Genomic DNA, 26,718 nt, shown 5'->3' with positions numbered 1-26,718 from the left:
AACACGTACCGTTTTTCAAAGAACGTGTGTTTCTGCAAATCAGGAAAGGCTTTCTTCCCCACTGTTTTCTGTCTGTTTTTCTGCTTCCGGCTCTGCCTGCTCTTCAGCAGTCTGCGCCGGTTCTTCTTTCGTCTGCTCTGGCTCTTCCGCAGCGCCCTGTGTCGCTTCAATGACCGCATCGGCCATCTTGGAAGTCAGAAGACGCACCGCACGGATGGCGTCATCATTACCGGGGATCACTTTATCAATCTCATCCGGATCACAGTTGGTATCAACGATCGAGATGATCGGAATGTCCAGTTTATGCGCTTCCGCAACTGCAATACGCTCTTTGCGCGGGTCAATGACAAAGAGGGCATCCGGAAGGTCGTTCATTTCCTTAATGCCTCCGATGAACTTCTCAAGACGATCCATTTCCTTACGGAGAAGCATTACTTCTTTTTTCGGAAGCACTTCAAATGTACCGTCTTCTTCCATTCTCTCAATATCTTTCAGGCGGGCAATACGCGTTCTGATTGTCGCAAAGTTGGTAAGTGTACCACCGAGCCAGCGCTGGTTGATATAATGCATGCCGGAGCGTTTCGCTTCGTCACGCACGGAATCCTGCGCCTGCTTCTTCGTACCGACGAAAAGAATACTGCCTCCGTCTGCTGCGAGGTCGCGGACATAATTGTACGCTTCTTCCACCTTTTTCACCGTCTTCTGCAGATCGATGATGTAGATGCCATTTCTTTCTGTAAAGATGTAACGATTCATTTTCGGGTTCCAACGGCGTGTCTGATGACCGAAGTGCACCCCTGCTTCGAGCAGTTGTTTCATGGATATAACTGCCATGCTTAAATCCTCCTTTGGTTTTTCCTCCGCCTGCTTCGTTTCCAGATAGGACCCGGGCTGCGGGCACCACTTTCTGAATCAGCGAGACGTGTGTAGTAACACCGTGAATAAATATATCATACGGCTTCGGGGGAAGCAAGAACAGAACCGCGATTTATTGATAAAATTTCAGAAACAGGTCTACTTCCCCTTTTCCGATTCCAAGTTCCCTGGCAATCTGGTCTCTCTCGTAACCGCGGGCGGAAAGAGAAAGTACTTTCGCCTGGTTTGAAGCTTCGAGCTGGTCTTCATCCGCTGCAGAAGGCGGAACATACCTCTCTTCTGTTTCCCGTGCGGCTTCCTGTTCCACTGTTTCTTCCCGCGTTTTCTGCGGTGTTTGAAAGGAAGGGGCGGCTGTTTTTTTGGCGCCGCCGATTTCTTCCTGATCGAGTGATGATTCAGCGTGCCGTCCGGCAGCGGAATGCAGAGAATCTTTCAGCCCCTGGTTTTCCTGTTTTATTTCTTCGGTATACTGCCGCAATATCTCTTCCATCTCTTCACGCATGCCGTGCAGCTGACGCCGTTCTTCTTTTACGCTTTGTACATGCGAATAAAAACGCGCAAGTACTAAGAAAGTAAGAGCATGAAGCGCCACACTGAATACGAGTACTACAATGGTCATGTTTTCCATCCTAACCTGTGATGTCGATTAATTTCCCTTTAAAAGGGTGGCCCGGTCTGTTCGTTTCTTCTGCCGCACCGGGTGTCTGTGTCGAACGCTCATTATTAACCGGGAGCTGTCCGTTCTCCCCGCTTTCCAGCCGGCTTTTTTCTGATCCGGCCGGGTCCAGCACCTGTGTACGCTGTTTTTCCAGTTCTTTTTCCTCCTGGGCTGCCATCCGGTCCTGGGCAGCCTGCCCCCGCTGTTGAAGCTGCTCTTGAAGTTTTCCTGCATCCTGGGTTCTCGGGAGGGCAACCTGAAGTTCCACTGCTTTCCAGCTCATGGCTTCCGCCTCCTTTCACCGTTTCCCCACCTATCAGGTGACGTTCAGTGTTATTTCCCCTTCCTCCAAATAAACAACGACCCTGTCATAAGATTTGTTGATGATCCTGCGGTATTTACCGAAATGAACGTCTACATTGGAGTGAAGAGTCTTTGCTGCTTTTATTATACCACTTTCAGGGTTGGGGGAAACATATGCCAGTTCCTCCAACTCTTCTGCCGCATGTCTGGCCTTGTCTTTGGCAGCCTCGAGTGTATTTCTGGCCCGCAGTTTCATGACACGTTCCTTCGAAGAAAGACTGCTGCCGTTTTCTTCTTTGGTTTGTATCGTTTTCAGAAGATCGGTGACTTTCAGGCTTTCCTCTTTCGCTTCGTACAGTGTCTGCTCCAGGTGCTTTCTGCGTTCAACATAGTCGCGGGTGGCACCGATATAAAAAGACGTTGGTGTATTCATCGTATTGCCGGCTTCGTTCACATTGATTTCCTGAACGGCCGAAATCACCCCGCCTACAACCTGCCCTCTGCCCTGATTGCAGATCAGAGTGCCCCCGGTCGTACAGCGGCTGTGCATGATCGTCTGTTTCACAACAATATCCGCACCCGCGGACACATCGGCTTCATTCAAATAGGTCGCATGTACGTTCTGCCCTGCGTTAATTCTGCCTTTGTTCCGTGCGTTGACGCCGGCGTTAATAAATATCGATCCGGAGGCCTCCAGCACGGCAGCTTCCACCGTTCCAAGAACACGGATGTCGCCTTCTGCTTTCAGTTCAAAACCGGAAGGGACATTTCCGCGGATCATGATATTGCCGGTAAAATCTATATTACCGGTCTTAAGATCAATATCCCCCTTGACCTCGTATAACGGATTGACATGAATAGTTTTCTTCCCGACACTTACCTGCCCGGCCTGTACAGCGTAAATATCGTTTCCTTCCAAACGGGTATTTTTTCCGGCCCGAAGCACAAAATCATTCCCGTCTCTGCCCTGCAGTACGCGTCCATCCACCCCGGTTCCACTTTCTCCGGGTTCGGCGTCGATTTTTCTGCCGGTGTACGCTCCGGCTTCGACCATCGCAATTTGAATAACTTTTTTCAAATCTACTTCGTCTGTGTCCTCCGGTTCATCTGATTCCTCAAAATTCCCGGGTTCAATATAAGCCGCGGCTCCATTGACACTTTCGGTGCCCCGCGCGACTTCGAGTGGATAGACGACCGAGAGGGGGTCACTGCTCAAACGTTCGATGTTATTATTCAGTATTCCATATGTAATGCCTTCCTCTTCCAAAAAAGCCATCCATTCCTCAGTGCTCCAGGAGGCATCTTCCGGAGGTGACAACGCATCCACAGAAGCTGCTAATTTGTTCTCTGATGTCGTCAACCGAAAAAAATCGCGAATTCTGTAAGGTTCCATACTCATCCGCCTTCTTTTTTTTTGAAAATTTTTTCTATCTATCCAGTCATCCCGGAACACCTGTCTCTGCATGACAGGACATTCCTATGATTTTATTCCCGTCATTGTACTGAGTATATCAAAAATTTTCTTTTTTAAGAAGTGCCTGTTTCAAACGGAACAATGCTTTGGAGTGGATCTGGGAAATTCTTGAGGTGGAGAGCCCCATAATTTCACCGATATCGGTCAATGTTAACTCTTCCTGATAAAAAAGACCGACTACCGTTTTTTCTTTTTCCGACAGCTGTTCCATAACTTCCGCCAGTTCCGATACGGAAACGGACTGAACGAGAATATCTTCAGGAGAAGGGGACGATGTGTCTTCAATAGAAGCTCTGTATGTTTCCTCCCTCTCTCCTTCCGGTGTTTCTTCATCGATAGAGAGCATATTGGAAAAAAATGTTTCGGTCACTACTTTACGGACCTCTTCTCCGTTCATATCCAGAACATGGCCGACCTCGTCTTCAGAGACGTACCTCCCATGTCTCTGCTCCAATTCTTCCATTGTTTCCTCTATCCTTTTGGATTTGTCTCGGAGGGACCTTGGCATCCAGTCTTCCTGCCGAAGTCCATCAATAATGGCCCCCCGGATGCGGAAGGAAGCATACGTGTCAAATTTCAGGTTGCGCGAGACATCGAATTTTTTCATGGCATCGTACAGTCCGCTCATGCCATGGCTGATCAATTCTTCTTTGGATACATTCCGCGGAAGTCCGGAGCCGATCCGCTGCACGTGATATTTTACAAGAGGCATGTAAGCTTCCACCAATTTGTCAGCTGCTGTCTCGTCTTCCTTGTACAGCCATCTGTCCCACCATTCTTTATGTTCTGATGATCCGGAATTCATCATGAATGCCCTCCTCTCTTTATCGATGGTTCCTGCTCTGACTCGTTCCACCGCCGCAGTACCTGCTGTTATCTCTCTTTTTGTAGTGCTTTTAGATGATGGTTTTTCCCTCATTCACGGTCCGGATATAAAGACTGCTGTCCATGATACTGAATTCAATGGTGCGTCCTTTACTGCCGCCTGTGTCTTCCGCTTTTACGGGAATACCATTCTCCTTTAAGACAGCTTTTACCGCTTCGCTGTTTCTGGGACCGATCCGCGACATGTCACTTCCTTCAGAAAATGAAAACATCTGTGCGCCGCCTGCCAGTTTCGCCTGCAGACGGCGCAGGCTGCATCCTTTTTCTTTTAGACAGGCCAGCACGTCTTCAAGCGCCGTATCGGCAAATTTCGCCCGCTGCAGCGAGCGTCCCGCTGCCATCGATGAATCAGGGAGCATAATATGAGCCATGGCAGCTATGCTGAGGCCTTCTTCGTAAAGGACGACACCGACACAGGAGCCAAGCCCGGATGTCCGCAGCCTTTCCGGTGCTTCGGCGGTTTTCCAGTCCGCCATTTTGACTTTTATCACCTGATCTTCTTTTGTCTTCGTCATGATTATTCGACCCCAAGAGACTTGAATATTTTGTCGAACGCTTCGGGATCGGGAAGGAGAAAAAACTGACCGTTCACAGCGTCGGTACTGTTTTCAGCCGCTTCCTCCATCACCGTATCGATCACGATGGCATGATCTCCCTTGATCGAAATCTCAAGCAGTCCTGCACTGATAATGGCTCCTGCCATATCAACAGCGAGGGAAGGGACAGAAGGCTGCATCGAAAGGCCCGTAAAATCAGCCAGAGCAGATAGATAGGCCCCCGCCAGTATATTGCCGAGTTCTCTGAGAGCAGACGCGGCCAATTCATCCAATGAATCATCAATGATGTCCACTTTTCTGCCTGTCAGTGTGTAAGCGAGCTCTTCGGCTTCTTCTTTCTGCAGGATAAAAAACATGCTTCCCGGCGCTTCGCCTGTTACCCGCAGAAAGGAAGCGGCCACTACTTCTTCCTCTCCTCCCGCTATGGCCTGCATCTCTTGAAAATCGACCATCCGGACAGAAGGAACATGAAGATCAATTTTTTTGTGCAGTAACTGGGACAGAGCCGTCGCCGCATTTCCGGCCCCGATATTTCCTGCTTCCTGCAGGGCATCCAGATGCACCGGTTGAATGTTATGAATATAAGTCATGAAAAGTCACTCCTGTTTTTTGATCCGGGAAGCAGGGACGCCGATAAAAATCCAGCTATATCCCCGAGATCCAGGCTGTATTCTGCTGCAGCCCGCTGACGGGCCGCTTTTGGCATTCCATATACAATGGATGTCCGCTGCGACTCTGTAATCAGCAGGCATTTCTGTGCGTTTTTCATTTCCACGAGACCGGCGGAACCGTCGGACCCCATTCCGGTGAGAACAATTCCAACGTGGCTGAATCCATCCACAGCCGCAAGCGACGAAAACAGAACATCCGCCGACGGGCGGTGTCCGTTGACAGGAGATGTATCAAGCACTTCCGTGACCAGGGACCTCCCCATCCGGCGGACGGCAAGATGTCTGCCCCCTGGTGCAATATAGACTGTACCGGTTTTCGCAATCTCACCGTCCTCCGCTTCTTTTACAAAGAGAGAGCTCCGCTGGTTAAGTCTTTCGGCCAGCGACCGGGTGAAAGCAGGCGGCATATGCTGAATAACAAACACCGGTGCCGGAAGGTCTTTTGGCAGGTCGGACAAAAGAACCTGCAGTGCTTTAGGGCCTCCGGTTGACGTGGCAATGGCGACCGTCTTTTTCCCTTCAAGGAAGATACCATCCGGCTCATCCTGAGCCTTGTGCATCACAGTCGAGGCGGGAGGCTCGTTTTTCTGTTTCACCTCTACCTGCGCCGCGGTTCTGATTTTTTCAATTATTTCTTCCTTCACGTGATGAAGATCAAGCGATATCGATCCGGAAGGCTTTGCTACAAAATCGACGGCTCCCGATTCGAGGGCCGTAATCGTCTGCTGTGCTCCTTTTCTTGTAAGAGAACTCACCATGATGACTGGATGAGGACAGGTCTCCATGATGGAACAAAGAGCTTCCATACCGTCCATTTCGGGCATTTCCACATCAAGGGTGATGACGTCAAAGCGGCCGTTTCGTGCTTTTTCGAGAGCATCTTTTCCGTTTCGGGCGGTGTCCGCCGCTGTCATATCCGGATCTTCATTGATATAGTCACTGATCAGTTTTCTCATAAACGCGGAATCATCAACGACGAGAACACGAATCACCGGTCTCCCCCCTTTAGTAAAAATTCTTTCAGACGGCCGATACATTGTCTATAGGACAAAGCGTGATTATTGTCATCTGTACGGCGTCTGCCGGTAAATCGGTCGAGACATTTCTGCATCGCTTTGGAAGCGGGAGCGTCCGGAAACGCAAGCAGAAACGGCTCCTGTTTCTTCACCGCCTGCAGTACACGTTTGTCCTGCGGTATGACCGCAAGCAGCTCGACATCCTTCTGCAGAAAACGACCGGCCGCCCGCTGCAGATTCTCCCCCGTCTGACGGCCTTCTTTACTGGATTCACTCCGGTTGACAAGAATGCAGCAGTCAAGCTCAGAAGAACGGAGGTGCAGGTGTTTGATCATGGCATATGCATCGGTGATAGACGTTGGTTCGGGCGTCGTCACGACAACCACTTCGTGGGAGGACAAAATGAAATGAATGCTGTCCCTGTCCGCCCCTGCCCCCATATCAAACAGAATGTAGTCAAAAACCCCGTCCAGCATCGCCATCTGCCTTGAAAAACGTTCTTTTTTCTCTGTCGTCATTTCGAAAATATCGTTCAGACCGGATCCTCCTGCTGCTACGTGAAGACCACAGGGGCCGACTTTCATGATATCCCATATAGAACGGTCATTCTCTATCATGTCGACGATATCTCCCGGCGTTTGAAGACCGAGCAGAATATCCACATTGGCCATCCCTATATCAAGATCAATCAAGGCGGTTTTGTATCCATCCCGGGCGAGCCCTATAGCGGCATTGACCGATAGATTCGATTTTCCGACGCCGCCTTTTCCGCTGACGATGGATACAACTTTGGTGGTTTTCGGTGATTCCTGTTGTTTGTGCTCCAGCACCTTCCTTAAATTCTGTGCCTGATCACTCATGTTCCGCCTCCCCCAGCAGCCACTGTGTCACTTTAGCATGATCCACTTCCTCCATATCATCAGGAACGCTCTGACCGTAGGTTACATAGGCCGCAGGAATACCGGTGCGTGCCATCAAATTAAACATCGCTCCGTACGATGCCGTTTCATCTTTTTTAGTGAAAACGAAGCGGTCAATCGTAAGCAGCGAAAACTGCTCGTAGATGGTTTTCATGTCCTTAAACTTTGATGTCAGGGCCAGAACAAGATAGGTATCCATCTTTTCTTCAAAGTCAATCATTCTGCTAAGTTCTTTCACATAAAGGGGATTGGTAAAATTGCGGCCGGCGGAATCGACAATGACAAGATCCCTGTCCGAAAACTGTTCCTTCGCCTCACGGAAGTCTTCCATCGAATAAGCGACAGCCACGGGAATGTCAAGAATTTCCGCATAAGTTTTCAACTGATCGACAGCCGCAATACGGTACGTATCAGTTGTAATGAAAGCGACGGACTTGTTCTCCTCCAGATGATAGTAGGCTGCCGTTTTTGCAGCGGTTGTGGTTTTACCTACCCCGGTAGGCCCAACTAGATTGACCATCTGCGCCATGGATTCCGAAGGACCCATCTCCCGGGGAAGCAGCTCATTCAGATGAGCAGCGGCCCACTGTTGTACTCTTTCACTGTCCGCCTTTTCAAAACTTCGGTACCATTCCCCAAGAAGGTGCCTGAGCAGTTCATACATCCATGTCTCTTCCACTTCCTGGTCCTCCAGCACATCCGCGATGCGCTTGATAGGTGCGGGGTAACCGCCGGTGGAGGTGTTTGTTTTCTCGTGGAGCCCGTTGATCATCGTTTTCAGTTCCCGCACATCTTCTTCCAGTTTTTCTTTTGACGGGGCGGAAGAAGTCTGTAAAGGGGCGGCGTTCTGCGCAGCCAGTGCCTGCCGCTTCTTTTGCGGTGCAGGGGCTGGAGCCGCCGCGGGAGTATCTTCTTTCGCTGCAATCACTTCGATATATTTTTTGGTGAACAGACCGAGAAAGCCTCCTGCATTCACATGCCTGGAATTCAGGATAACAGCATCATCACCAAGATCGGCCTGAATTTTTGTCATGGCTTCGGGCATCGTCCCCGCTTTAAACTTTTTTACTTTCATCAGGCATTCACCACCCCTGTACTCTGCACTTCAACATTTGGTTCCAGTTCATTGTAGGAAAGAACGGGCACCTGCGGTAAAAAGCGTTCAATCAGCTGGGAAATATGCATTCTTACAGCCGGGGAACACAGCAGAACAGGACTCTGCCCCATTTCAGACAACCGCTCTGCTTCCCGGCCGATATTTTCAACAAGGGACTGCGAGTCATCGGGATTCATGGCCAGAAAGTTACCGTGTTCTGTCTGCTGGACCGATTCGGCGATTTTTTTCTCCGCCTGACCACTCATCGTTACAACGTACAATGGTTCCCCGTCAGGACTGAACTGTTTCGTAATCTGTCTGGAAAGGGACTGCCGGACGTATTCTGTGACAAGAGTCATATCTTTGGTCAATGCTCCGTATTCCGCCAGCGTCTCAAAAATAGTCGGCAGGTTGCGGATCGATATTTTTTCTTTCAGCAGGTTGGAGAGCACCTTCTGAATCTCACCGAGAGAAAGAGGATTCGGCGTCACTTCATCAACAAGAGTTGGATACGTTTCTTTCAGATGTTCAACGAGCTGTTTTGCCTCTTCCCTGCCGAGAAGCTCATGTGCATGGTTTTTGATAATTTCTGTCAGATGCGTGGAAACAACGGAAGGTGGATCCACCACGGTATACCCGGAAAGCTCCGCCTGTTCTTTCATCTCCTCGCCGATCCACAGTGCCGGCAGACCGAAAGCGGGTTCGGTCGTTTCCATTCCGGTGATGCTTTCATCTTCCACGCCCGGGCTCATTGCCATGTAGTGATCGAGCAGAAGCTCTCCGGAAGCGACATCATTACCGTGCATTTTTACGGCGTATTCATTTGGCTGCAGCTGGATATTGTCACGAATACGAATAACCGGTACGACCATGCCGAGCTCAAGAGCAAGCTGTCTGCGTATCATCACGACCCGGTCCAAAAGATCTCCGCCCTGGTTTGCATCAGCAAGCGGGATTAAGCCGTAACCGAATTCAAACTCTATCGGATCAATGGTTAACAGGTTCACGACATTTTCAGGTGACTTCATATCGTCATCTTCTGCCGCGTCTTCAGGCTCTTCTTCCTCCTGTGCTGCTGGAACGTCCGTCCGGCTCATGAAATAGCCCATGACAGCTAAAACACCGGCAATCGCTGTCGTCAAGAGAATCGCGATCGGTGTAAGAAGGCCGAGAAGAAATATCGCGCCGGCAGCAATATAGAGCATTTTTGGAAAGGCAAACAGCTGACTGGTGACGTCCTGACTTAAATTACCTTCCGACGCCGCACGGGTAACAACAATTCCAGTAGCCGTTGATACGAGCAGAGCGGGAATCTGGCTGACAAGACCATCACCAACAGTGAGCAGGGTATATGTATTGGCTGCCTGCGCCACCCCCATGCCATGTTCCACCATGCCGATAACAAGACCAAATATGAGATTAATAATAACAATGACAATACCGGCGATGGCATCTCCTTTCACAAATTTACTGGCACCATCCATGGAGCCGTAGAAGTCTGCCTCTTCCTCAATCTTTTCCCGTTTTTGTTTGGCCTGCTGTTCCGATATCATGCCGGCGTTCAGGTCGGCATCAATGCTCATCTGTTTCCCCGGCATGGCATCAAGCGTAAAACGGGCTCCTACTTCCGATACTCGTTCTGCACCTTTAACAATAACGACAAACTGAATAATAACGAGTATCAAAAACACAACAAAGCCGACAAGCGGGCTTCCGCCTACAACAAAGTTTCCGAACGTGTTGATAACATTTCCCGCTTCGGCATCGCCTAAAATTGAACGGGTAGTCGATACGTTCAATCCAAGCCGGAACAGTGTCACAAGGAGCAGCAGCGTCGGAAATATGGAAAATTCAAGCGGCTCTCTCGTGTTCATCGAAACGAGAATGATGATGAGAGCAAGAGAGATATTAGTGATAATTAAAATATCAAGTACAAAGTTGGGAAGCGGAATAATAAGCATGACAACAATTAAAATGACACCAAATAATACGGAAAACTCTCTTGTACCCATTTAGATGCTCCTTTTTCTCGATTCCTTTGACTCTCATCAGACGAGCTGATTTCGCAGGCGGTACACATAAGCCAAAACTTCCGCCACCGCTTTAAACAATTCTTCCGGCACTTCATCGCCGATGTCGGTCTGGTCATAAAGGGACCTGGCGAGCTGTTTATTCTCAACAAGCATCACATCGTGGGCTCTGGCAGCAGATCGTATACGATACGCAACAAAGTCAGCGCCCTTTGCCGTAATCTTCGGGGCAGCCATCTGCTCCTCCTGATATTTCAGAGCAACAGCAAAATGCGTCGGGTTCGTAATCACCACATCCGCCTCCGGTACTTCCTGCATCATCCGCTGCGTCGCCATATCCATCTGCTGCTGACGCCGCTTCTGTTTAATCTGCGGATCGCCTTCCATCTTTTTGTTTTCATCCTTTACATCCTGTTTGGACATTTTGATCTGTTTTTCGTGATCATGACGCTGGTACAGGTAATCCGGAATCGCAAGAAACAAAAGGAGAAGCGCCGAACAAACACCGATCAATCCGGTAAGCCTGGCAATTTCACCGAACCCGTCCGACACATCTTTCTGGTTTAAGAAGAGCAGCGAATCCAGATTCAGCCAGATAATCATGAAAGTGAGCAGTCCGACCAGCGTGATTTTAAACATGGATTTCAGTAATTCAACGAGTGCTCTTGCTGAAAAGATACGCTTAAAACCGCTTAAAGGATTGATTTTCGACGGTTTGAATTTTACCGCTTCCGGCGAAAACAAAAAGCCGACCTGCAGCATGGAAGCCCCTGCACCAAAAACAAGGGCTATGAGCATAATGGGGGCCATCACGATGCCTGTTTCCACAGCAAGCTCATAGAAAATCTGAGGAATCGTACTTTCGGTAATTTCCCACATCAGAAATTCGGTAAATACGGTCTGCATCGTGTCGTACAAGTGCGTGCCCAGTACCGGTGCATACAGAAACATGAACAAAAAGACAGCAAGCAGAATAAAAGCCGTATTGACATCATTACTTTTGGCGACCTGGCCTTTTTCACGGGTTTCCTGCCTTTTTTTTGGTGTCGCTTCCTCCGTTTTTTCCTGCTGGAAATACTGAAGATCCAGGGTTAGTTTCATGTCAGGCTCCCCCAAACATCGCCATTAACGTTCTCATCGCTTCAAATGTTTCATCAAACAGATGATCCACCGCCATGAAAAAACCCGGCAGTGTGATGGCCAGAAGCGGCAGGCCGGCAAATAATTTCAGCGGCAGGCCGACGACGAACACGTTCATCTGAGGCACGGCTCTGGACATCATGCCAAGAGCAATATCGGTCAGAAACAAACAGCCTACAATCGGAAACGCCATTTGAAAAGCAATCATAAACATCGTACTGAACGATTCAAGAATGTGTTTGGCGATGGCCTCATCTCCAAATGGCAGCGTCACCTGCTCCACCGGAATAAATTCATAACTGTAATAAATGCCGTCCATGATAAGGTGATGTCCGTCCACCGCAAGCAGAAACATAAGCGTGAACGTGTACAGAAACCCCCCCATTAACGGGCTCTGCGCTCCAGTCTGCGGGTCAATCACATTGGCGACAAGAAAGCCGAGAGCAATATCAAGAAACATCCCCGCCACCTGTACGGCATAGACCATGATACCGGCGAGAAGACCGATGGTAAGACCGACAAGCATTTCCTTGAAAATAAGCAGAATATACGTGCTGTCGATGGAAATGCTCTCTACATCCAGAGTGAACACGATAATAAATGCAAAAAAAGCACCGAACCCCACTTTAAAATGAGAGGGAACGTTCCGATATGAAAACAGAGGCATGCTTGTAAAAAACGCAAGCACCCTTATTAACACCAACAAATAAACCGGTAATTGGTTCAACCATTCAATCGTCATAAGCCTACCTTATATATTCCATTAGATTACTTAAAATTGTAGCTGTAAAATCGGTCAAAATCTGCAGCATCCACGGCCCGAAAACAATAAGAGCCGCGAGCACACCGAGAATCTTCGGTATAAAGGCAAGAGTCTGCTCCTGAATCTGAGTGGTAGCCTGAAAAATAGCAACGCCGAAACCGAGAACGAGCGCCACCACTAAAAGCGGACCCGCCACAAGAAACACAACCCATACCCCGTTCTCGGCAAGACTGATGACTGTATCCGCCGTCATGGTTCCATCCCTTTCTAACACCTAATAACTGTATAATAACGATTCAACAATGAGATACCAGCCGTCCACCAGAACAAAGAGAAGAATCTTAAAAGGCAGTGAAATCATAACCGGCGGCAGCATCATCATCCCCATCGACATAAGGACACTGGCCACAATCATATCGATGACGAGAAACGGAAGAAAGATTAAAAACCCGATTTGAAATGCCGTATTCAGTTCACTGATTGCAAATGCAGGTACAAGTGCCGTCAGCGGTATATCCTGCACCGTTTCCGGCCGTTCCATTTCGGCATATCCCATAAACAAGGACAAATCTTTTTCGCGGGTATGGTCGGCCATGAATTCTTTCATCGGGGCTGCGGCTTCCGTGAACGCCTCTTCCTGGTTCATCTCCCCGTTCAAAAGCGGGGTCAATGCCTGGTTATTCACCTCGGAAAACACAGGAGCCATAATGAAAAACGTCATAAACAGCGCCAGACTGATCAGCACCTGGGTCGGCGGCATCTGCTGGGTGGCCAGTCCCATCCGGACGAAAGAAAGAACAATGACAATCCGGGTGAAACACGTCATGAGTATTAAAATGGCTGGAGCCAGCGATAGAATGGTAATAAGAAAAATTAACTGCAGACTCGTCGTTAAATCCGACGGATCGTCACTGATCAGGCCTCCAAGATCCAGGCCGGGGATCGCAAAAATCATTTGTCATACTCCTTTAAGTGGCGGCGGACGTTTTTCCGTACTTTTTTCATTTCACCGAGCTGTCCTTCCAGTACTTTCTGAAAAGAAGAAGCATCGGACGTTTGGCTTTCCTGCTGCCGGGTTTTCTTTGGAAAAAACGACTGCAGTCTCTGCAGCGGACCTTGCTCATTTCCACGGTTTGGCTCCAGCAGCTCTTCCATCTCTTCTTCATTATCGACTTCCTTCAGCAGCTGAATCGAATCACCAACACCGACAACAAGCAGGCGCTGCCCCACTTTCACAAGCTGAACGGATTTGTTCTGTCCGAGCGGGACACCTCCCAGGTTCTGCATAGTCCGGTTGGACTGAAACCGCTGCGAGCGTTTATTGATGAATCGGAGCAGCAGATACATGAGCGCGATAACCGCACCGAGAGCAAGAAACAGCTGCACGAGCATGGAGAAGACATTGGTACTTTCCGCAAAGTCCATATTGTTCGTTGTCTCTGTCGATTCTTCCGGTGTCGTGGTGTTTTCTTCTGTGTTTTGATTCTCTTCCTGCTGCGGGCTGTTCTCCAGAATATCGCCTATGAACTGGTTCTCACCTGGAGAGGCCTGCATCGTGAGTGGAAAAAGAAACCATGCGAGAAGTACCAGTGTCAGCCGGACTGCTTTGTTCGAGTACATGCCGAATACCTCCCCGGTCTTGTCAGCTCAGTGTTTTATTGATTGCTTCAAGAACCCGGTCGGCCTGAAATGGTTTTACGATGAAATCCTTGGCGCCGGCCTGGATGGCGTCAATAACCATCGCCTGCTGCCCCATCGCCGAGCACATAATGACCTTGGCATCCGGGTTGAATTCCTGAATTTCTTTCAACGCTGCAATACCGTCTTTTTCCGGCATGGTAATATCGAGCGTAACCAGATCAGGAGAGGTCTCTTTATACAAATTCACCGCTTCCTGTCCATCTTTTGCTTCGCCAGCAATCGTGAAATCATTTTTTTCGAGTATGTCTTTGATCATCATCCGCATGAATGATGCGTCATCCACAATCAGTACAGAATGTGCCATCGTCTGTTTTCCTCCCTTTATCCCATTATTTTAGTTTTTTGATACGTTCGGCCTGGCTGACGATATCCGTCACACGCACGCCGAAGTTTTCATCAATCACGACAACTTCCCCTTTGGCCACCAGCTTCTGGTTTACGAGAATGTCCACCGGTTCGCCTGCAAGCTTGTCGAGCTCAATAATTGATCCTTGCGAGAACTCCAGAATGTCTTTGATGCTGCGCTGGGTACGTCCGAGTTCCACCGTCACCTCAAGCGGGATGTCCATCAACATGTTGAGGTTTTTCGATTCATTCTCACTCAGAGACGGCGTCTCAAAGGTTGAAAACTGTGCAGCCTGCACATTGCCGGAAGGTCCACCGACAAAACGTTCCTGTCCTCCACTCGGTTTCTGCTGCTGACCCCCGGACGGCATCTTCTGCTCCGATGCTTGGCTGCTCTGTGGAGCAGGTTCCTGCGGCGGCGTTGGAGTCTGCGGTTCCTCCTCAGGCTGCGGAGCCTTGTCCCCTTCAGGTTCCGGCTGATTCATCAGGTTATCCACCATATCTTTTGCAAACGGAACACTCACGAGCTGCATAATAGATGAATCAATCAAATCTCCGATAATCAGACGGAAGGAAATTTTGGTGAGCGTATCGGCATCAGGAACATTGCCGGCTCCTTCTTCGTTTTTAAGATCCATCATGTCGATGCCGGGCGGTGTGATGTCGACACGTTTATTGAAGATGGTGGACATCGAAGTGGAAGCCGAGCCCATCATCTGGTTCATCGCTTCCTGGACGGCGCTTATGTGCATTTCTTCCATGTCTTCCGCCGGATTGGTTCCGTCTCCGCCGAGCATCAAATCAGCGATAATCGCAGCATCGGTTGTTTTTATAACAAGCAGATTTGTGCCTTCAAATCCTTCCGTGTAGCGCACGTGGACAGCGACATTCGGCCTTGGAAACTGTTCGTCCAGTCTCCTTCGTTCCACAATGGAAACAACCGGCGTCGTGATTTCCACTTTTTGATTCAACAGCTGGGACAAAGCGGTGGCCGAACTCCCGAAGGAAATATTACCGATCTCGCCTAAAGCATCCTGCTCCACGGCTGACAAATAATCTTCTACATTGAGTTCCCCCGGCTCATCCGCTGATGATCCCGGTGACGCCTGTCCGTTATCATCAGAGCCGCCGTCCCCGCCTTCCACGCTTTTGAGCAGTTCATTGATTTCTTCCTGAGAGAGCATATCATCGTTCATACTCATCCCCCTCCTTTATTTCTTCTGTGATCTGAACAGCCATGTTCTTTTTCCACTGCCCGGGCTGCGCATAATATTTCGCCTCACCGCCGGCATTCAACAGCAGCGGTTCGTTGATATTCTGATCCAGTTCCAGCACATCTCCGCTGTTCAAACCAAGAAATTCTTCAATCGATATTTCGGACGTACCAAGAACGGCCTGAAGTTCAATCGGTGCGGTTTTCACCGTCTGCTGCAGCTCCTCCAGTTCATGGGGATCCCGCTCTTTCTTTTTTGTCTGCATCCAGTAATGAACCGACAAATGAGGAAGAATTTCCTCGAGCACAACGTGGGGAAGGCAGATGTTAATCATACCGCTCGTCTCCCCGACGGTCGTCGACAGTGAGATAACAACGACCGTTTCATTGGGGGATACCATCTGCAGGAACTGGGGATTGACTTCAATATCCTCCATCTGCGGCTCCATCTCGACCACGGATTCCCAGGCATTCTGAAACGTCTCAAGCATCGTCTGAAACACCTGTGTCATTAGTTTCGTTTCAATTTCTGTCAGGGTCTCCACTTTATTAATGCTCGTCCCTTTTCCGCCGAGGAGCCGGTCAAGAATCGCATAACCGATGTTGGGATTCACTTCCATCAGAAGACGCCCGTCCAGCGGATACGCATCGAACACATTCAACAGCGTCATTTTCGGGATCGACCGGATGAATTCATCATAAGGCAGCTGATCCACCGATGCGACGGATATCTGGACGAACGTTCGAAGCTGGGCGGACAAAGACGTGGTTAAAAGCCTTGAGAAATTCTCGTGAATCCGGGAAAGGCTTCGGATCTGGTCTTTGGAAAAACGGAGCGCCCGCTTAAAATCGTACGTTTGTATTTTCTTTTCATTTTCTTCTTTTTTCAGTTCGTCCGCGTCCATTTCCCCGGTAGAAAGCGCGGATAACAACGAGTCTATTTCACCCTGTGAAAGAACGTCCGCCAAACGTTTTCACCTCCCTTTCGACATAAGCTGCCTTCATTGGATCATCCGCTGTGTCGTATACACCCGGACGACATCTCCTTCTTTCATAATGTCATTGATATCAGAACGCAGGGTATCTTCAAGCGTCTGCAGTCCTTCCCGGCTCTGCAGGCCCCCGGCGTTCATACCGGCAAGCTCGTGGATGATAATGTTTTTGATCTGAAAATCCCGTTTCTGCAGTTCTTCGGCTCCCGCTTTTGTTTCCACATGAATACGGAAGGCTCCGCGGAACATCGACCCATCATTCAGGTTGGTAGTGATTTCCTCGGTTTCCCAGGAGTTTTCTATAATTTGATCGATGGTCGGTTCTGCCCCGGCTTCGGTCGAATAGGAAAAATAGTTGAACAGCACAAAGGCCACAACCCCGACCAGCGTCAACGATATGATAATGATAAGCATAATGTTCACTAAACGGTTCTGAAACAAGCTAATCGTCCCCCTCTTTGGCTGACAAACCGATCAAGCCGATCCGCCGGTAAAAAGCTGTTGTCAATTGACGGACATCCTCTATACTTTCCTGTACGACAATCTTTTTCCCGTTACTGAGCGTGACGGTCGTGTCCGGAAAAGCTTCCACCTGCTCAATCATCGCTACGTTCAATAGAAAGGTTTCCCCTTTTAATCTAGTTAATGAAATCATATGTATTGGATGAGCCGGGCGGCAGGACCCGGCTCACGCCTCCTTTTTCAAGTAATGGGCCGATTTAACGTTTCAGGTTCATGAGCTCCTGCAGCACTTCATCGGCGGTGGTGATGCCCCGAGTATTCGCCTGGAACCCACGCTGGGCCTTGATCATTGCTGTAAACTCCTCAGAAAGGTCAACATTGGACATTTCAAGTGTACCTGGAACAATTTCTCCTGTTCCGTTTTCACCAGCTCCTCCAAATTGAGCATCTCCTGAATTAACAGATTCTGTATATAAATTACTTCCGTTCTTCTCCAAACCTCCTGGATTAGCAAAATTAGTAAGGCCGATAGTTCCTGCTTCTTGGGTATCTCCGTCTACATCTGTGTAACTCACAGTTCCGTCTGAACCTATACTAAAACTTTGCGCATCTACAGGTATATTAATTTGAGCACCGTTATCACTATCATCTAAAACATAATACCCATCTGAGTTGACCATGTTACCATCTTGGTCTAAATAAAAATTTCCAGCCCTTGTATAAAAGTCGTTAGTGCCATCTCCTACTCTGAAAAATCCGTCACCGGAAATGCCGAGGTCGAGGCTTCGGCCGGTATTCTGAAGGCTTCCCTGGGTGTGTACGGTGTCGATACTGCCCATCTGCGTACCTAAACCGACCTGCATCGGGTTGGATCCCCCCATATCATCGCCGGGGGCGGTGGCGCCCTGAATCTGCTGACTGATCATATCTTTAAACGTGGCTCTTCCTTTTTTATAGCCGTATGTGTTGACGTTGGCGATGTTGTTACTTGTTACATCGAGCATCTGCTGGTGGTTTTTCATCCCTGAAATACTGGAATACATAGAAGCTAACATAGGTTTTTCCTCCTCAATTTTTTGTTCATGTGGACGGCTTCGGTCGGTCCGCCGTCCTCCGGCTTCCTTTTTCAGGTCGGGCCGGTTCAGTCGTTCACGGCAAATGTGCCGTCAATATTTGTGAAAATGTGATCGGATGCTTCGTTTCGCTGCATTGCCGTGATCACTGTATTATTTTGTGCACTCACAACAAGAGCACTGCTGTCAGTGAAAACGACCGCATCCTTTACGCCTTTCGTACGCGCCTCTTCCATTTTGCCGCTGATCTTCTGCCACTGTTCGTTTGTTACGATGACATCCCGGTCATGCAGGCGTTTTTCTGCATGTCTGCTCACTTTCAGTCCGCCGGATGTCTCCAGCTGTCCATTTAAAACTTCCTGAAACGATGGTCCGGATGAAGCCGGTGCCGTCTTCTGTTTTGGGGCTGATGTCCCGGGATGTGGCAGCTGATGCAGTCCACCGGGCTGAATCCCTGAACTCATTTTGTCTGCCTCCTGCCTGTCACAGCTATGCCGTTAACTGCCGGCACTGTTCTGTCCGTTATTTCCGGTTTCTTCCGAATCATCCGATGCAGCTTCCACCTGAATCATCTGTTCACTGTTCACCCACTGGCCGCTGTCCATCAGAAGCCGGATGGTTCCGCTTTTATCCTGTTTGACGGAAGTAACTTCATTCACTTTTTCTTCGGTCTGCTCGACGCCGTTCTCATCTTTCACCGTATGCTCCCATGTCACCGTTTTTCCGATGAGCTGGCTGTGCTGGACGAGTGACCCTTTCTGCTGAGCATTGGCCATATCTGTAATAGCGGACGTCATGTTTGTCATCTGCTCCAGTGTAGAGAACTGTGCCATCTGACTGATAAACTCCTTGTCCTTCATCGGATTGGCCGGACTCTGATTCTGGAGCTGGGTCATCAGAATTTTGAGGAAATCATCTTTTCCCAGCTTTCCATTGTTTTCATTGGTTCTTAACTTGTCCGTCTGGGTCGGCAGTGCGTATTGATCCTGAATCGTATTTGCCATGTTTTTCACCTACACTTGTTCATTAAATGTTAATGCATCGAGCATATCGGCGAATGATTCTTCTGCTTCTCTGTCCGCGTCTTCCTCATTTACATCACGGCCGGCCGGATCTTCGGATTCTTCCTGTCCCCCGTCATCCTGCTGCAGGGTGGACGGCTGCTGCTGGGAAATGTCAATCCGTTCGACCTGTATGTTCTGCTGCTGAAACGCAGCGCGGAGCTGATGAAGCTGGCTTTCCACCATTTCTCTGGCGGTACTTGTCGTCGTCATGAGCTGGGCGGTCAACTGCCCGTTCTGCTGCATAATTTTTACGTCCAGTCTCCCCAGATTTTCAGGCACAAGTTTTACAGTGAGCTGCTGATTGCCGTTTTTAAAGGACTGAAGGCTGCTTTTGCCGATCAAATTCTGGAACTGCTTCACAAACTCCTGGGCACGGGCATGTTCCGTTTTTCCCTCTCCAAGATAAACAACGGCCTGCTGGGCTTTAGCCATAACGCCGGTTGCGTCCTGGGAACTCATGGAGACAGGCTGTGCATTTGAAGATCCGGCATCGGAAGCGCCTCCTGTCATACTGCGGTTAAGAAGCTGCTGAAGATACTGCTGCTTTGACTCCCCGCTGCTTGAGGCTGTGTTTTTCCAGGCCTGCGTAAAGTTGTCCATCGTTTTCAGCTGACTCTGCTGTCCGCCGGCGGATTCCATCCACTGCGAAAGTTGTTTCACTGCCTGGTCCGGCGTCAGCGTCTGCTGCTGACCGGAATGACCGGTAAACGACATGACAAGGGAGGACAACCCTGCGCTGAATCCGCTCGATTTCCCGCCCGTGGAAGCTGCCTGGGACATTAGATCTGCGCCGGATCCATTTCCGACGCTGAGCGTCTGCTGTAAAACAGCCAGCATTCCTGTGAAGGCGGACGCCAGTTTCTGTTCATCGGCATTCAAATTTTTCATAAAGTCAGCGGATAATTCTGTGTTCGTTTGCAGCAGGTCAGCCAGAGCCTCCGGTGCCGATTTGTTTCCGTTGCCGGAAGACGTCGAGAATGTCTGCTCCAGCCACTGCATCATTTCCTGGCCATTGAGTTCTGTTAATGCCCCGGCCAGTTCCTGCATATCTTCCGGCAGTTGGTCGAGCAGTTTTTCCATCCTGCCGGACCACTGGAAGTCCCCGCTTTCAAACAAAGCCTTCAGTTCATCTGAAAATTGTTCAAGCAGCTTTTCCCCGTTGTTCATAAACCCGGACAATAACTCTTTGAGGGAGCCGCCGGCTTGCGCACCGGACGTTGTTCCTTCGGACCCGGCCGCGTTTAATGCCTTGCCGAGCATTTGCATGAATCCTTTTTCCGCGCCTGCGTCCGGGCCTTTCTTCCCTGTACGCTGCATGTTCAGCTCCGCGTTCGGCATGGTCTGCATAAGCATCTGCATCTGTTTCACCCCCTTTCAGTAATAATCATTTTTTTATTCACTCATCGAGTTTAAAATGACAGAAGCCCGCTGCGGCTCCATTTCTGCGAGAATATTTGCTCTCATTTCCGTCCCGGTCTCCGACAGGTGCCGGACGACTTCTTCATTGCTCATTTCCGATAAGATAGAGGCAGCTGCCGAAGCTCCCATACTTTCGTATACTTGAGCCGTTTCCTGAAGGGCGGAGTTTTCCTGTTCCTGCCCTGAGCTTTCGGCTTGCTGCTCCACCTGCGTGGTTTCGATCTCCTGTTCAAGTTCCTGTATTTCCGTGTTTTTCGCTTCGAGCTGCTGCTCAAGTGATGCTATCTCTTCTTCTTTTGCGGCCAGCTCTTCCTGCGATGCCTGAGGCGCGGATTCTTCTGCTCCCGTTTCTGTGCTGTCTGCTTCCATGGAAATACCCGGCACTTCATTCAACATGCTTTTTCCCAGATCAGCTACGTTGACACCGAGAACGGACAGGAGAACAGCGCCTAGAATGAGCGCAAACACGACCGGCACAAAAATGATAAGGAAGAACCACTGCCCTTTTTTCGTTCTTTTTTCCGTTTTTTGTTTGGCCATCTGATTCACCACATTTCATCGAAACGCAAATTTCCGTGTTGATATTTCATCCATCATTTTTTCTTCCTGCCGTTTCTCCTCCTGATGGAATGCCTCTTTTTCCCAGTCTTTCATTTTAGAATACTTTTTCCATTCGATGGACGCTTCCTGCATCTCTTGTTGTTTCCGGTGCATGTTGTCCCTTGCTTTATCGGTTTGTTTCTGAATATCGGCGATCTGATGCTGCAGCTGAAACATGGCTTTTTCACTCTGCTGCAGCTGATGGACGTATGTGCCACCGCTCATCTGTTCTTTATATAGAGATTCTATCTGCTCTTTTTGTTTGAGCAGCTCATACAAAGAAGATGCCATTCGTTCAAACTGCTGCACCGACTGTTCATACTCCTGGGTTTTCTGTTCTTTCTGGCGTTTTCGCAGCTCCAGTATTTTCTGAAAAGAGTATGTAAACGGCATTCATCATTCTCCTTTACCAAACTCATCGACCAACTGTTTTTTTGTTTCGGACAAAGCCTGCATTTCCGAAGTATCCTGCTGAAGAAATGCATTGATCTTCGGCTTTATCTGCACCGCCTCGTCGATTTCTTTGGAGGAGCCTTTCTTGTAAGCTCCGATATTGATAAGGTCTTCCGACTCGGTGTAGGTGGACAGGTAGTGCCGCAGGTTGGCGGCTGCTTCCCGGTGGCTTTTGTCCACCAGGTCTTCCATCACCCTGCTGATGCTTCTCAGTACATTAATGGCAGGGTAATGACCTTTATCGGCAAGTTTGCGGTCGAGAACAAGGTGGCCGTCAAGAATCCCCCGGACCGCGTCGGCAATCGGTTCATTCAAGTCATCTCCATCCACCAATACAGTGTAGAACGCGGTGATCGTTCCATTCTCGCTCGTGCCGGAACGTTCCAGAAGTTTAGGAAGCATGGCAAAAACAGAAGGAGTGTATCCCTTTGTCGTCGGGGGTTCCCCGACTGCAAGCCCAATTTCACGCTGCGCCATCGCAAATCTCGTCACTGAATCCATCATCAGATTCACATTTCTTCCCTGATCCCGGAAATACTCCGCTACTGCTGTTGCGGTCATGGCGCCTTTGATTCTCATTAAAGCCGGCTGGTCGGACGTCGCTACGACGACAACGGATTTTTTCATTCCTTCTTCGCCGAGGTCCCGTTCGATAAAATCCTTCACTTCCCGGCCTCGCTCTCCGATTAAGGCAATAACATTCACATCCGCTTCCGAGTGCCTCGTGAGCATGGAGAGAATCGTACTCTTTCCAACACCGCTTCCTGCAAAAATGCCGATCCGCTGGCCCTTTCCCATCGTGAGAAGACCATCCACTGCTCTGATACCAAGGGAAAGCGCCTCGGTGATCCGCGGGCGGAGCAGCGGATTGGGCGGTTCTGCTTCTGTCGGCACCGGAACAAGCCCGTCCGGCAGCTTTGATCCATCAAGCGGCCGGCCTGTTCCATCAATGACTTTCCCGATCAGTCCGGTGCCTGCTTTTACCTGCAGAGGTTTGCCTGCCCCCTCCACGAGGCTTCCGGGACTGATATCCACTGTGTGGCGGAGCGGCATCAACTGTACGTGCTTGTCCTTAAATCCAACAACTTCAGCAAGAACCGGTTTGTCAGCAGCTTCCGGATAAATGAAGCACAGTTCTCCAACCGACGTACGGGGTCCTTTGGATTCGATGGTCAGACCAACCACCCTCGTTACTTTTCCATACTGTTTGTACGGATTCAGGGTGTGTATTTCGCTTGCGAGATCAGCTGCTTTCATGCATACCGCCCTCTTTCAGTTTTTCTTCGAGCTGTTCTTTCAGTTCCTGAAGCTGGCTGTCCAATGATGCATCCACTTTGCCGTAAGGCGTCTCGATAATACAGTCGCTTTCTCCAAGAGAGCTGTCCGGGTAAATGAGAAGGTCCTGGGAATAAGCGAGCAGGTTCTGCATTTCATTGCGCTGTTTTCTCGTTTCTTCAAGCCGGGAGAGTGGAACATATACGGCGACTTCTTCATGGTCTTTCACTTCTTTCACCGCATTTTTCACTATCTCCATCCACGTTCCATCGTGGTCCTCCAGGGAGTCGTAAATGATCCGGTTGGCTATGGTGAGTGCCAGATCAAGAATGACCGGTTCTGCCCGCTCGAGGTATTGGTGATACTCTGCCTGTGCTGCTGTTATCGTCTGCTTCGCTTCCTGGACGGCATCTTCAACAGCTGCGTATCCTTCCTGTCTGCCTTCTTCGATCCCCTGCTTCCAGCCTTCCTGTCTAGCATCCGTATACGCCTGTTCTATGCGCTGCTTGGAATTTTCCTCTTCTTCACTGATCTTTCTGCGTGTCTCCTGCAGCTCCTCTTCCGCCTGCTGTTTCAGCACCTTTATTTCTTTTCGTTTTTTTTCGAGCCGGGACTCTTCCCGATCAGCTGTTGTTTCACCGGTGTCGGCTTTTCCAACTTCATGGTTGTTCTGGGAATAATCCGGCGCTACCTGCCTGAGGCCGATAGGCCGCACATTTTCAGAGGAAGCGGGGGAAGAGGACCGCTTAATCAGTCTAGACAATAATATCGTCTCCTCCTCCGCGTGCGATGACAATTTCGCCTGAGTCTTCCAGTCTGCGGATCACCGACACAATTCTTGTCTGGGATTCCTCCACATCACGCAGGCGCACCGGCCCCATAAATTCCATTTCCTCTTTAAATGTGTCTGCCATCCGCTGAGACATGTTATTGAAAACGAGCTCTTTGACTTCATCACTTGCCACCTTCAGGGAAAGCTGCAGATCATCATTTTCAACATCCCTGATAACACGCTGGATGGAACGGTTGTCGAGCGTGACGATATCTTCGAAAACAAACATCCGCTTCTTGATTTCTTCAGCCAGTTCCGGATCCTGAATCTCCAGGGAATCAAGAATGGTGCGTTCTGTGCTGCGGTCCACCCCGTTTAGTACTTCCACGACAGATTCGATGCCGCCGGCTTCGGTGTAATCCTGCGTCACGGTAGCCGACAGTTTCTGTTCAAGGATGGATTCCACTTCATTGACAATTTCGGGGGATGTGCTGTCCATCACAGCAATCCTTCTTGCCACATCGGTCTGTACGTCCTGTGGCAGTTCCGACAATATCTGGCCGGCCTGTTCAGACTCCAGATAGGAAAGAATCAAAGCAATCGTCTGCGGGTGTTCATTCTGAATGAAATTGAGAATCTGGGACGGATCGGCTTTTCGTGCAAAGTCAAACGGCTTCACCTGCAGCGATGAGGTGAGGCGGTTGATCACCTGCATTGCGTTCTCCTCGCCGAGTGCTTTTTCCAGGACACTCTTGGCATAACCTATCCCGCCCTGTGAGATGTAGTCCTGAGCCACCGCTATCTGATGGAACTCTTCAAGGACATTCTCTTTTGTGGCGCTGTCCACTTTCCGGACATTGGATATTTCGAGTGTCAGTTTCTCGATTTCATCCTCATTCAAGTGTTTATATACCTGGGCGGAAACATCCGGCCCAAGCGAGATAAGGAGCATGGCCGCCTTCTGTTTTCCGGTCAGGGTATCTTTTGGTTTCGGCATGGCAGAACCTCCTTACTCATCGGACAACCACGTCCGTAATAGTTTTGAGAATTCCTCCGGGTTTTCCTGAGCCAGGTTTTCCAGCTGTTTTCTACGTTGTGCTTCCTCTGAGTTGTCTTCATCCGGAATATCGGGCACCGGTTCTGCTGCGGTCATTTCTTCTTCGGTCCACTCTTCTTCACCGTGGTTTCTTCTGCGTATTAATATAATGATGAGCGCAAGAACCGTGAACAGAAGAGCTCCTCCGGCAATGTACGCCCACATCGGGATAGACGATGTTGAGGTTTCCTCCGGCATCTCCTGCTGTCCATTGAACGGCTGGGAAGCGACGTAAATATTGTCCTCAATGGCTCCGGCTTCCATATTATCCTGGTATTCCTGATTGATGCTTGTACTTACCATTGTCGTCAGCATTTCTTCAATTTCGGTTATTGTCTGCGGATCAAGAGAGTCCGGATTATTCGGTTCAGGTGGTTCAACCATCACCTGGATACCGAGGTCACGGATTTTGTAAGGACTTTCCGTGATTTCACGGTGAATTCGGTTCACCTCGTAGTTGATCCGCTCTTCATCCCGTTGATAATCGCCCTGTCCGGTGCCGGCTCCGGCTGGATAGTTCGCCACATCTCCTTCCCCGGCTCCTGCAGTGCCGCCATCTTCCGGGGGCTGACCTTCATAAGCTTCTTCAATCCGTTCAGCGCTGACGGCGATGCCTTCCATATTCTCTTCATCGACCGGCTCCACCAGCGCTTCCTCTCTCGTTTCCTGCGTGAAATCAAGATCTGTTGTCACCGACACGGCTACTTTATTGAGCCCCATCATACGGCCGAGCATCTGCTGCAGTCTGGACTGAATATCCTTTTCAATATCTTCCTGAATGCTCCGCTGTTCTTCATAGGCACTCATCGTCGAGCCGCTTTCGGCATTCTCATACGTGAACTGTTCAAACATCTGATTCATAATAACAATGTTATCAACGGTCAGATCGGGCACACTTTTGGCAACAAGATGATACAACGCCCGCACCTGGGACTGCTCAAGATTTGCTGATCCTCCGGTGTCCACCACGACAGATGCGGATGCATTTCCCCCTTGTTCAGACACCCACGTGGACTCTTCAGGCATATTGAGCATGACATCAGCTGCTTCCACGCCGTCAATGTTCTCCATAAGACGACCGAGCTCTGTCTGGATGGCGGCCCGCTCCATCGTGTTGAATTCATTGTCGGTCATGCCAAAGCCCATCTGATCTTCAATAAACGAATAATCAATACTGCCGCTGTCCGGAAGTCCTTCGGCAGCCAGATCCACTTTCAGGGAATCGACCTGCTCCTGCGGGACCCGGATAGTAGATCCATTGTTTGCAAGCTCATACGTTACGCCCCTGGAATCAAGATTCTGCGTAATCTGTCCTGTTTCTTCCTGTGTCAATTCGGAATAGAGCGGAGCATAGTTCGTTCTGGACGTAAAAAATACAGCGAGAATTATAATAAGGATAAGTAATACAAAGGAACCGATGAGCAGTATTTTCTGAACTCCGCTTCGATTACGCCAGTATTCGGTTGTTTTCTGTCTGAATTGTAGTACCTTCTCTTTCATGGGGCCTCCCGATTTGCATTATCTGCTGTGAGCAGATCAAACCTGCATACGCATGATTTTCTGATAGGAATCCAGTGCCTTATTCCGCACTTCGACAGTGGTCTGCAGCATGACGCCTGCTTTCTCAGCCGCAACCATTACTTCATGCAGGTTCTCCACTTCACCGGATGCGAGTTTTGATGTCATTTCATTCGATTTAATCTGCGCGTCGTTCACTTTGGTCACCGCATCATTCAATGCGTTTTTGAACGACTCCTGAGCTTGTGCAGGCGTTGTATTGTTCCCGGCATTGTTTTTCACTGCCCCGGTCTGCTGTGATGCTACAGGGCCCCCTATAAAACTTTCAAACATTCATAGTCCTCCT

General features: G+C 49.5%; 32 protein-coding genes. All 32 read right to left on the bottom strand.

Annotation, left to right across the window (positions count from 1 at the left end):
* Positions 1 to 39: 39 nt before the first annotated feature.
* The 32 genes from rpsB to fliE all read right to left on the bottom strand — a co-directional run bounded on the left by rpsB (position 40) and on the right by fliE (position 26,705).
* A complete protein-coding gene (gene rpsB / locus BM124_RS02420) occupies positions 40 to 834 on the bottom strand; it encodes a 30S ribosomal protein S2 (RefSeq protein WP_093335059.1) in 795 nt (264 codons plus the stop codon).
* A 154-nt stretch (positions 835 to 988) separates the two neighbouring features.
* Positions 989 to 1,495 (bottom strand): DUF6115 domain-containing protein, encoded by a 507-nt coding sequence (locus tag BM124_RS02415; RefSeq protein ID WP_093335058.1) that lies wholly within the window; start codon positions 1,493 to 1,495, stop codon positions 989 to 991.
* 10 nt (positions 1,496 to 1,505) lie between these two features.
* Positions 1,506 to 1,817: a hypothetical protein gene (locus BM124_RS02410; RefSeq protein ID WP_093335057.1), complete on the bottom strand. Its 312-nt coding sequence runs from the start codon at positions 1,815 to 1,817 to the stop codon at positions 1,506 to 1,508.
* A gap of 33 nt (positions 1,818 to 1,850) precedes the next feature.
* Positions 1,851 to 3,230: a flagellar assembly protein A gene (locus BM124_RS02405; protein ID WP_170840916.1), complete on the bottom strand. Its 1,380-nt coding sequence runs from the start codon at positions 3,228 to 3,230 to the stop codon at positions 1,851 to 1,853.
* Positions 3,231 to 3,348: 118 nt separating this feature from the next.
* Complete coding sequence (locus BM124_RS02400; RefSeq protein WP_093335055.1) at positions 3,349 to 4,119, bottom strand: FliA/WhiG family RNA polymerase sigma factor; 771 nt, start codon at positions 4,117 to 4,119, stop codon at positions 3,349 to 3,351.
* Between the two features lie 88 nt (positions 4,120 to 4,207).
* Positions 4,208 to 4,711 (bottom strand): chemotaxis protein CheD, encoded by a 504-nt coding sequence (locus BM124_RS02395; RefSeq protein ID WP_093335054.1) that lies wholly within the window; start codon positions 4,709 to 4,711, stop codon positions 4,208 to 4,210.
* A gap of 2 nt (positions 4,712 to 4,713) precedes the next feature.
* A complete protein-coding gene (locus BM124_RS02390; protein WP_093335053.1) occupies positions 4,714 to 5,343 on the bottom strand; it encodes a chemotaxis protein CheC in 630 nt (209 codons plus the stop codon).
* The gene (locus BM124_RS02385) at positions 5,340 to 6,416 is read right to left on the bottom strand and encodes a protein-glutamate methylesterase/protein-glutamine glutaminase (protein WP_170840915.1); all 1,077 of its coding nucleotides are present in this window, start codon (positions 6,414 to 6,416) and stop codon (positions 5,340 to 5,342) included. The genes BM124_RS02390 and BM124_RS02385 overlap by 4 nt, the downstream gene beginning before the upstream one ends.
* Positions 6,413 to 7,300, bottom strand: a complete 888-nt coding sequence (locus BM124_RS02380; RefSeq protein WP_093335169.1) for a MinD/ParA family protein — start codon at positions 7,298 to 7,300, stop codon at positions 6,413 to 6,415. The genes BM124_RS02385 and BM124_RS02380 overlap by 4 nt, the downstream gene beginning before the upstream one ends.
* Complete coding sequence (flhF, locus tag BM124_RS02375; protein WP_093335051.1) at positions 7,293 to 8,435, bottom strand: flagellar biosynthesis GTPase FlhF; 1,143 nt, start codon at positions 8,433 to 8,435, stop codon at positions 7,293 to 7,295. Before flhF ends, BM124_RS02380 begins: the two co-directional genes overlap by 8 nt.
* Positions 8,435 to 10,468 (bottom strand): flagellar biosynthesis protein FlhA, encoded by a 2,034-nt coding sequence (flhA, locus tag BM124_RS02370; RefSeq protein WP_093335050.1) that lies wholly within the window; start codon positions 10,466 to 10,468, stop codon positions 8,435 to 8,437. Before flhA ends, flhF begins: the two co-directional genes overlap by 1 nt.
* Before the next feature lie 36 nt (positions 10,469 to 10,504).
* The gene (gene flhB / locus BM124_RS02365; protein ID WP_093335049.1) at positions 10,505 to 11,587 is read right to left on the bottom strand and encodes a flagellar biosynthesis protein FlhB; all 1,083 of its coding nucleotides are present in this window, start codon (positions 11,585 to 11,587) and stop codon (positions 10,505 to 10,507) included.
* Between the two features lies 1 nt (position 11,588).
* Positions 11,589 to 12,368 carry a flagellar biosynthetic protein FliR gene (fliR, locus tag BM124_RS02360; protein WP_093335048.1) on the bottom strand — a complete coding sequence of 260 codons (780 nt, stop codon included), beginning with the start codon at positions 12,366 to 12,368 and terminating at the stop codon, positions 11,589 to 11,591.
* A 4-nt stretch (positions 12,369 to 12,372) separates the two neighbouring features.
* On the bottom strand, positions 12,373 to 12,642 hold the full coding sequence (fliQ, locus tag BM124_RS02355) for a flagellar biosynthesis protein FliQ (protein WP_093335047.1): 270 nt from the start codon (positions 12,640 to 12,642) through the stop codon (positions 12,373 to 12,375).
* A gap of 21 nt (positions 12,643 to 12,663) precedes the next feature.
* A complete protein-coding gene (gene fliP / locus BM124_RS02350; protein WP_093335046.1) occupies positions 12,664 to 13,344 on the bottom strand; it encodes a flagellar type III secretion system pore protein FliP in 681 nt (226 codons plus the stop codon).
* Entirely contained in the window at positions 13,341 to 14,009 is a 669-nt protein-coding gene (gene fliO, locus BM124_RS02345) for a flagellar biosynthetic protein FliO (RefSeq protein WP_093335045.1), read from the bottom strand. Before fliO ends, fliP begins: the two co-directional genes overlap by 4 nt.
* A gap of 22 nt (positions 14,010 to 14,031) precedes the next feature.
* Positions 14,032 to 14,394, bottom strand: a complete 363-nt coding sequence (locus BM124_RS02340; RefSeq protein WP_093335044.1) for a response regulator — start codon at positions 14,392 to 14,394, stop codon at positions 14,032 to 14,034.
* Positions 14,395 to 14,419: 25 nt separating this feature from the next.
* Complete coding sequence (gene fliY, locus BM124_RS02335) at positions 14,420 to 15,631, bottom strand: flagellar motor switch phosphatase FliY (protein WP_093335043.1); 1,212 nt, start codon at positions 15,629 to 15,631, stop codon at positions 14,420 to 14,422.
* Complete coding sequence (gene fliM, locus BM124_RS02330) at positions 15,621 to 16,616, bottom strand: flagellar motor switch protein FliM (protein WP_093335042.1); 996 nt, start codon at positions 16,614 to 16,616, stop codon at positions 15,621 to 15,623. Before fliM ends, fliY begins: the two co-directional genes overlap by 11 nt.
* 33 nt (positions 16,617 to 16,649) lie before the next feature.
* Positions 16,650 to 17,081 (bottom strand): flagellar basal body-associated protein FliL, encoded by a 432-nt coding sequence (gene fliL, locus BM124_RS02325; RefSeq protein ID WP_093335041.1) that lies wholly within the window; start codon positions 17,079 to 17,081, stop codon positions 16,650 to 16,652.
* Between the two features lies 1 nt (position 17,082).
* Positions 17,083 to 17,295 carry a flagellar FlbD family protein gene (locus BM124_RS02320; RefSeq protein ID WP_093335040.1) on the bottom strand — a complete coding sequence of 71 codons (213 nt, stop codon included), beginning with the start codon at positions 17,293 to 17,295 and terminating at the stop codon, positions 17,083 to 17,085.
* A 64-nt stretch (positions 17,296 to 17,359) separates the two neighbouring features.
* Positions 17,360 to 18,157 (bottom strand): flagellar basal body rod protein FlgG, encoded by a 798-nt coding sequence (gene flgG / locus BM124_RS02315; protein ID WP_093335039.1) that lies wholly within the window; start codon positions 18,155 to 18,157, stop codon positions 17,360 to 17,362.
* A gap of 86 nt (positions 18,158 to 18,243) precedes the next feature.
* Positions 18,244 to 18,639: a TIGR02530 family flagellar biosynthesis protein gene (locus BM124_RS02310; protein WP_093335038.1), complete on the bottom strand. Its 396-nt coding sequence runs from the start codon at positions 18,637 to 18,639 to the stop codon at positions 18,244 to 18,246.
* 33 nt (positions 18,640 to 18,672) lie between these two features.
* Positions 18,673 to 19,179 (bottom strand): flagellar hook assembly protein FlgD, encoded by a 507-nt coding sequence (flgD, locus tag BM124_RS02305; RefSeq protein WP_093335037.1) that lies wholly within the window; start codon positions 19,177 to 19,179, stop codon positions 18,673 to 18,675.
* Between the two features lie 9 nt (positions 19,180 to 19,188).
* Entirely contained in the window at positions 19,189 to 20,598 is a 1,410-nt protein-coding gene (locus BM124_RS02300) for a flagellar hook-length control protein FliK (protein WP_093335036.1), read from the bottom strand.
* 33 nt (positions 20,599 to 20,631) lie between these two features.
* On the bottom strand, positions 20,632 to 21,198 hold the full coding sequence (locus BM124_RS02295; RefSeq protein ID WP_093335035.1) for a magnesium transporter MgtE N-terminal domain-containing protein: 567 nt from the start codon (positions 21,196 to 21,198) through the stop codon (positions 20,632 to 20,634).
* Positions 21,199 to 21,213: 15 nt separating this feature from the next.
* Positions 21,214 to 21,651: a flagellar export protein FliJ gene (gene fliJ / locus BM124_RS02290; protein ID WP_093335034.1), complete on the bottom strand. Its 438-nt coding sequence runs from the start codon at positions 21,649 to 21,651 to the stop codon at positions 21,214 to 21,216.
* 3 nt (positions 21,652 to 21,654) lie between these two features.
* Positions 21,655 to 22,968, bottom strand: a complete 1,314-nt coding sequence (fliI, locus tag BM124_RS02285) for a flagellar protein export ATPase FliI (protein ID WP_093335033.1) — start codon at positions 22,966 to 22,968, stop codon at positions 21,655 to 21,657.
* Positions 22,955 to 23,749: a flagellar assembly protein FliH gene (gene fliH, locus BM124_RS02280; protein ID WP_170840914.1), complete on the bottom strand. Its 795-nt coding sequence runs from the start codon at positions 23,747 to 23,749 to the stop codon at positions 22,955 to 22,957. The genes fliI and fliH overlap by 14 nt, the downstream gene beginning before the upstream one ends.
* Entirely contained in the window at positions 23,742 to 24,755 is a 1,014-nt protein-coding gene (gene fliG / locus BM124_RS02275; RefSeq protein ID WP_093335031.1) for a flagellar motor switch protein FliG, read from the bottom strand. The genes fliH and fliG overlap by 8 nt, the downstream gene beginning before the upstream one ends.
* A 12-nt stretch (positions 24,756 to 24,767) precedes the next feature.
* On the bottom strand, positions 24,768 to 26,354 hold the full coding sequence (gene fliF, locus BM124_RS02270; protein ID WP_093335030.1) for a flagellar basal-body MS-ring/collar protein FliF: 1,587 nt from the start codon (positions 26,352 to 26,354) through the stop codon (positions 24,768 to 24,770).
* 36 nt (positions 26,355 to 26,390) lie between these two features.
* Positions 26,391 to 26,705, bottom strand: coding sequence for a flagellar hook-basal body complex protein FliE (fliE, locus tag BM124_RS02265; protein ID WP_093335029.1), 315 nt, complete (start codon positions 26,703 to 26,705; stop codon positions 26,391 to 26,393).
* Between the last annotated feature and the right edge of the window lie 13 nt (positions 26,706 to 26,718).

The organism is Salibacterium halotolerans, assembly GCF_900115625.1.
Classification (GTDB): domain Bacteria; phylum Bacillota; class Bacilli; order Bacillales; family Marinococcaceae; genus Salibacterium; species Salibacterium halotolerans.
The sequence above is the reverse complement of the archived record's forward strand: the minus strand, read 5'-3'. Positions and strand labels throughout refer to the sequence as shown.

What these genes read in the sequence shown, in the direction of transcription:
- flgG (WP_093335039.1), bottom strand. Translation starts at nt 18,157, where the DNA reads ATGTTAGCTTCTATGTATTCCAGTATTTCAGGGATGAAAAACCACCAG.
- BM124_RS02320 (WP_093335040.1), bottom strand. Translation starts at nt 17,295, where the DNA reads ATGATTTCATTAACTAGATTAAAAGGGGAAACCTTTCTATTGAACGTA.
- fliQ (WP_093335047.1), bottom strand. Translation starts at nt 12,642, where the DNA reads ATGACGGCGGATACAGTCATCAGTCTTGCCGAGAACGGGGTATGGGTT.
- flhA (WP_093335050.1), bottom strand. Translation starts at nt 10,468, where the DNA reads ATGGGTACAAGAGAGTTTTCCGTATTATTTGGTGTCATTTTAATTGTT.
- fliE (WP_093335029.1), bottom strand. Translation starts at nt 26,705, where the DNA reads ATGTTTGAAAGTTTTATAGGGGGCCCTGTAGCATCACAGCAGACCGGG.
- BM124_RS02400 (WP_093335055.1), bottom strand. Translation starts at nt 4,119, where the DNA reads ATGATGAATTCCGGATCATCAGAACATAAAGAATGGTGGGACAGATGG.
- BM124_RS02310 (WP_093335038.1), bottom strand. Translation starts at nt 18,639, where the DNA reads ATGAGTTCAGGGATTCAGCCCGGTGGACTGCATCAGCTGCCACATCCC.
- fliP (WP_093335046.1), bottom strand. Translation starts at nt 13,344, where the DNA reads ATGATTTTTGCGATCCCCGGCCTGGATCTTGGAGGCCTGATCAGTGAC.
- rpsB (WP_093335059.1), bottom strand. Translation starts at nt 834, where the DNA reads ATGGCAGTTATATCCATGAAACAACTGCTCGAAGCAGGGGTGCACTTC.
- fliF (WP_093335030.1), bottom strand. Translation starts at nt 26,354, where the DNA reads ATGAAAGAGAAGGTACTACAATTCAGACAGAAAACAACCGAATACTGG.
- fliR (WP_093335048.1), bottom strand. Translation starts at nt 12,368, where the DNA reads ATGACGATTGAATGGTTGAACCAATTACCGGTTTATTTGTTGGTGTTA.
- fliO (WP_093335045.1), bottom strand. Translation starts at nt 14,009, where the DNA reads ATGTACTCGAACAAAGCAGTCCGGCTGACACTGGTACTTCTCGCATGG.
- BM124_RS02380 (WP_093335169.1), bottom strand. Translation starts at nt 7,300, where the DNA reads ATGAGTGATCAGGCACAGAATTTAAGGAAGGTGCTGGAGCACAAACAA.
- fliI (WP_093335033.1), bottom strand. Translation starts at nt 22,968, where the DNA reads ATGAAAGCAGCTGATCTCGCAAGCGAAATACACACCCTGAATCCGTAC.
- flhF (WP_093335051.1), bottom strand. Translation starts at nt 8,435, where the DNA reads ATGAAAGTAAAAAAGTTTAAAGCGGGGACGATGCCCGAAGCCATGACA.
- BM124_RS02405 (WP_170840916.1), bottom strand. Translation starts at nt 3,230, where the DNA reads ATGGAACCTTACAGAATTCGCGATTTTTTTCGGTTGACGACATCAGAG.
- fliJ (WP_093335034.1), bottom strand. Translation starts at nt 21,651, where the DNA reads ATGCCGTTTACATACTCTTTTCAGAAAATACTGGAGCTGCGAAAACGC.
- fliG (WP_093335031.1), bottom strand. Translation starts at nt 24,755, where the DNA reads ATGCCGAAACCAAAAGATACCCTGACCGGAAAACAGAAGGCGGCCATG.
- BM124_RS02390 (WP_093335053.1), bottom strand. Translation starts at nt 5,343, where the DNA reads ATGACTTATATTCATAACATTCAACCGGTGCATCTGGATGCCCTGCAG.
- fliY (WP_093335043.1), bottom strand. Translation starts at nt 15,631, where the DNA reads ATGAACGATGATATGCTCTCTCAGGAAGAAATCAATGAACTGCTCAAA.
- flhB (WP_093335049.1), bottom strand. Translation starts at nt 11,587, where the DNA reads ATGAAACTAACCCTGGATCTTCAGTATTTCCAGCAGGAAAAAACGGAG.
- BM124_RS02295 (WP_093335035.1), bottom strand. Translation starts at nt 21,198, where the DNA reads ATGGCCAAACAAAAAACGGAAAAAAGAACGAAAAAAGGGCAGTGGTTC.
- flgD (WP_093335037.1), bottom strand. Translation starts at nt 19,179, where the DNA reads ATGGCAAATACGATTCAGGATCAATACGCACTGCCGACCCAGACGGAC.
- BM124_RS02395 (WP_093335054.1), bottom strand. Translation starts at nt 4,711, where the DNA reads ATGACGAAGACAAAAGAAGATCAGGTGATAAAAGTCAAAATGGCGGAC.
- BM124_RS02340 (WP_093335044.1), bottom strand. Translation starts at nt 14,394, where the DNA reads ATGGCACATTCTGTACTGATTGTGGATGACGCATCATTCATGCGGATG.
- BM124_RS02415 (WP_093335058.1), bottom strand. Translation starts at nt 1,495, where the DNA reads ATGACCATTGTAGTACTCGTATTCAGTGTGGCGCTTCATGCTCTTACT.
- BM124_RS02300 (WP_093335036.1), bottom strand. Translation starts at nt 20,598, where the DNA reads ATGCAGATGCTTATGCAGACCATGCCGAACGCGGAGCTGAACATGCAG.
- BM124_RS02410 (WP_093335057.1), bottom strand. Translation starts at nt 1,817, where the DNA reads ATGAGCTGGAAAGCAGTGGAACTTCAGGTTGCCCTCCCGAGAACCCAG.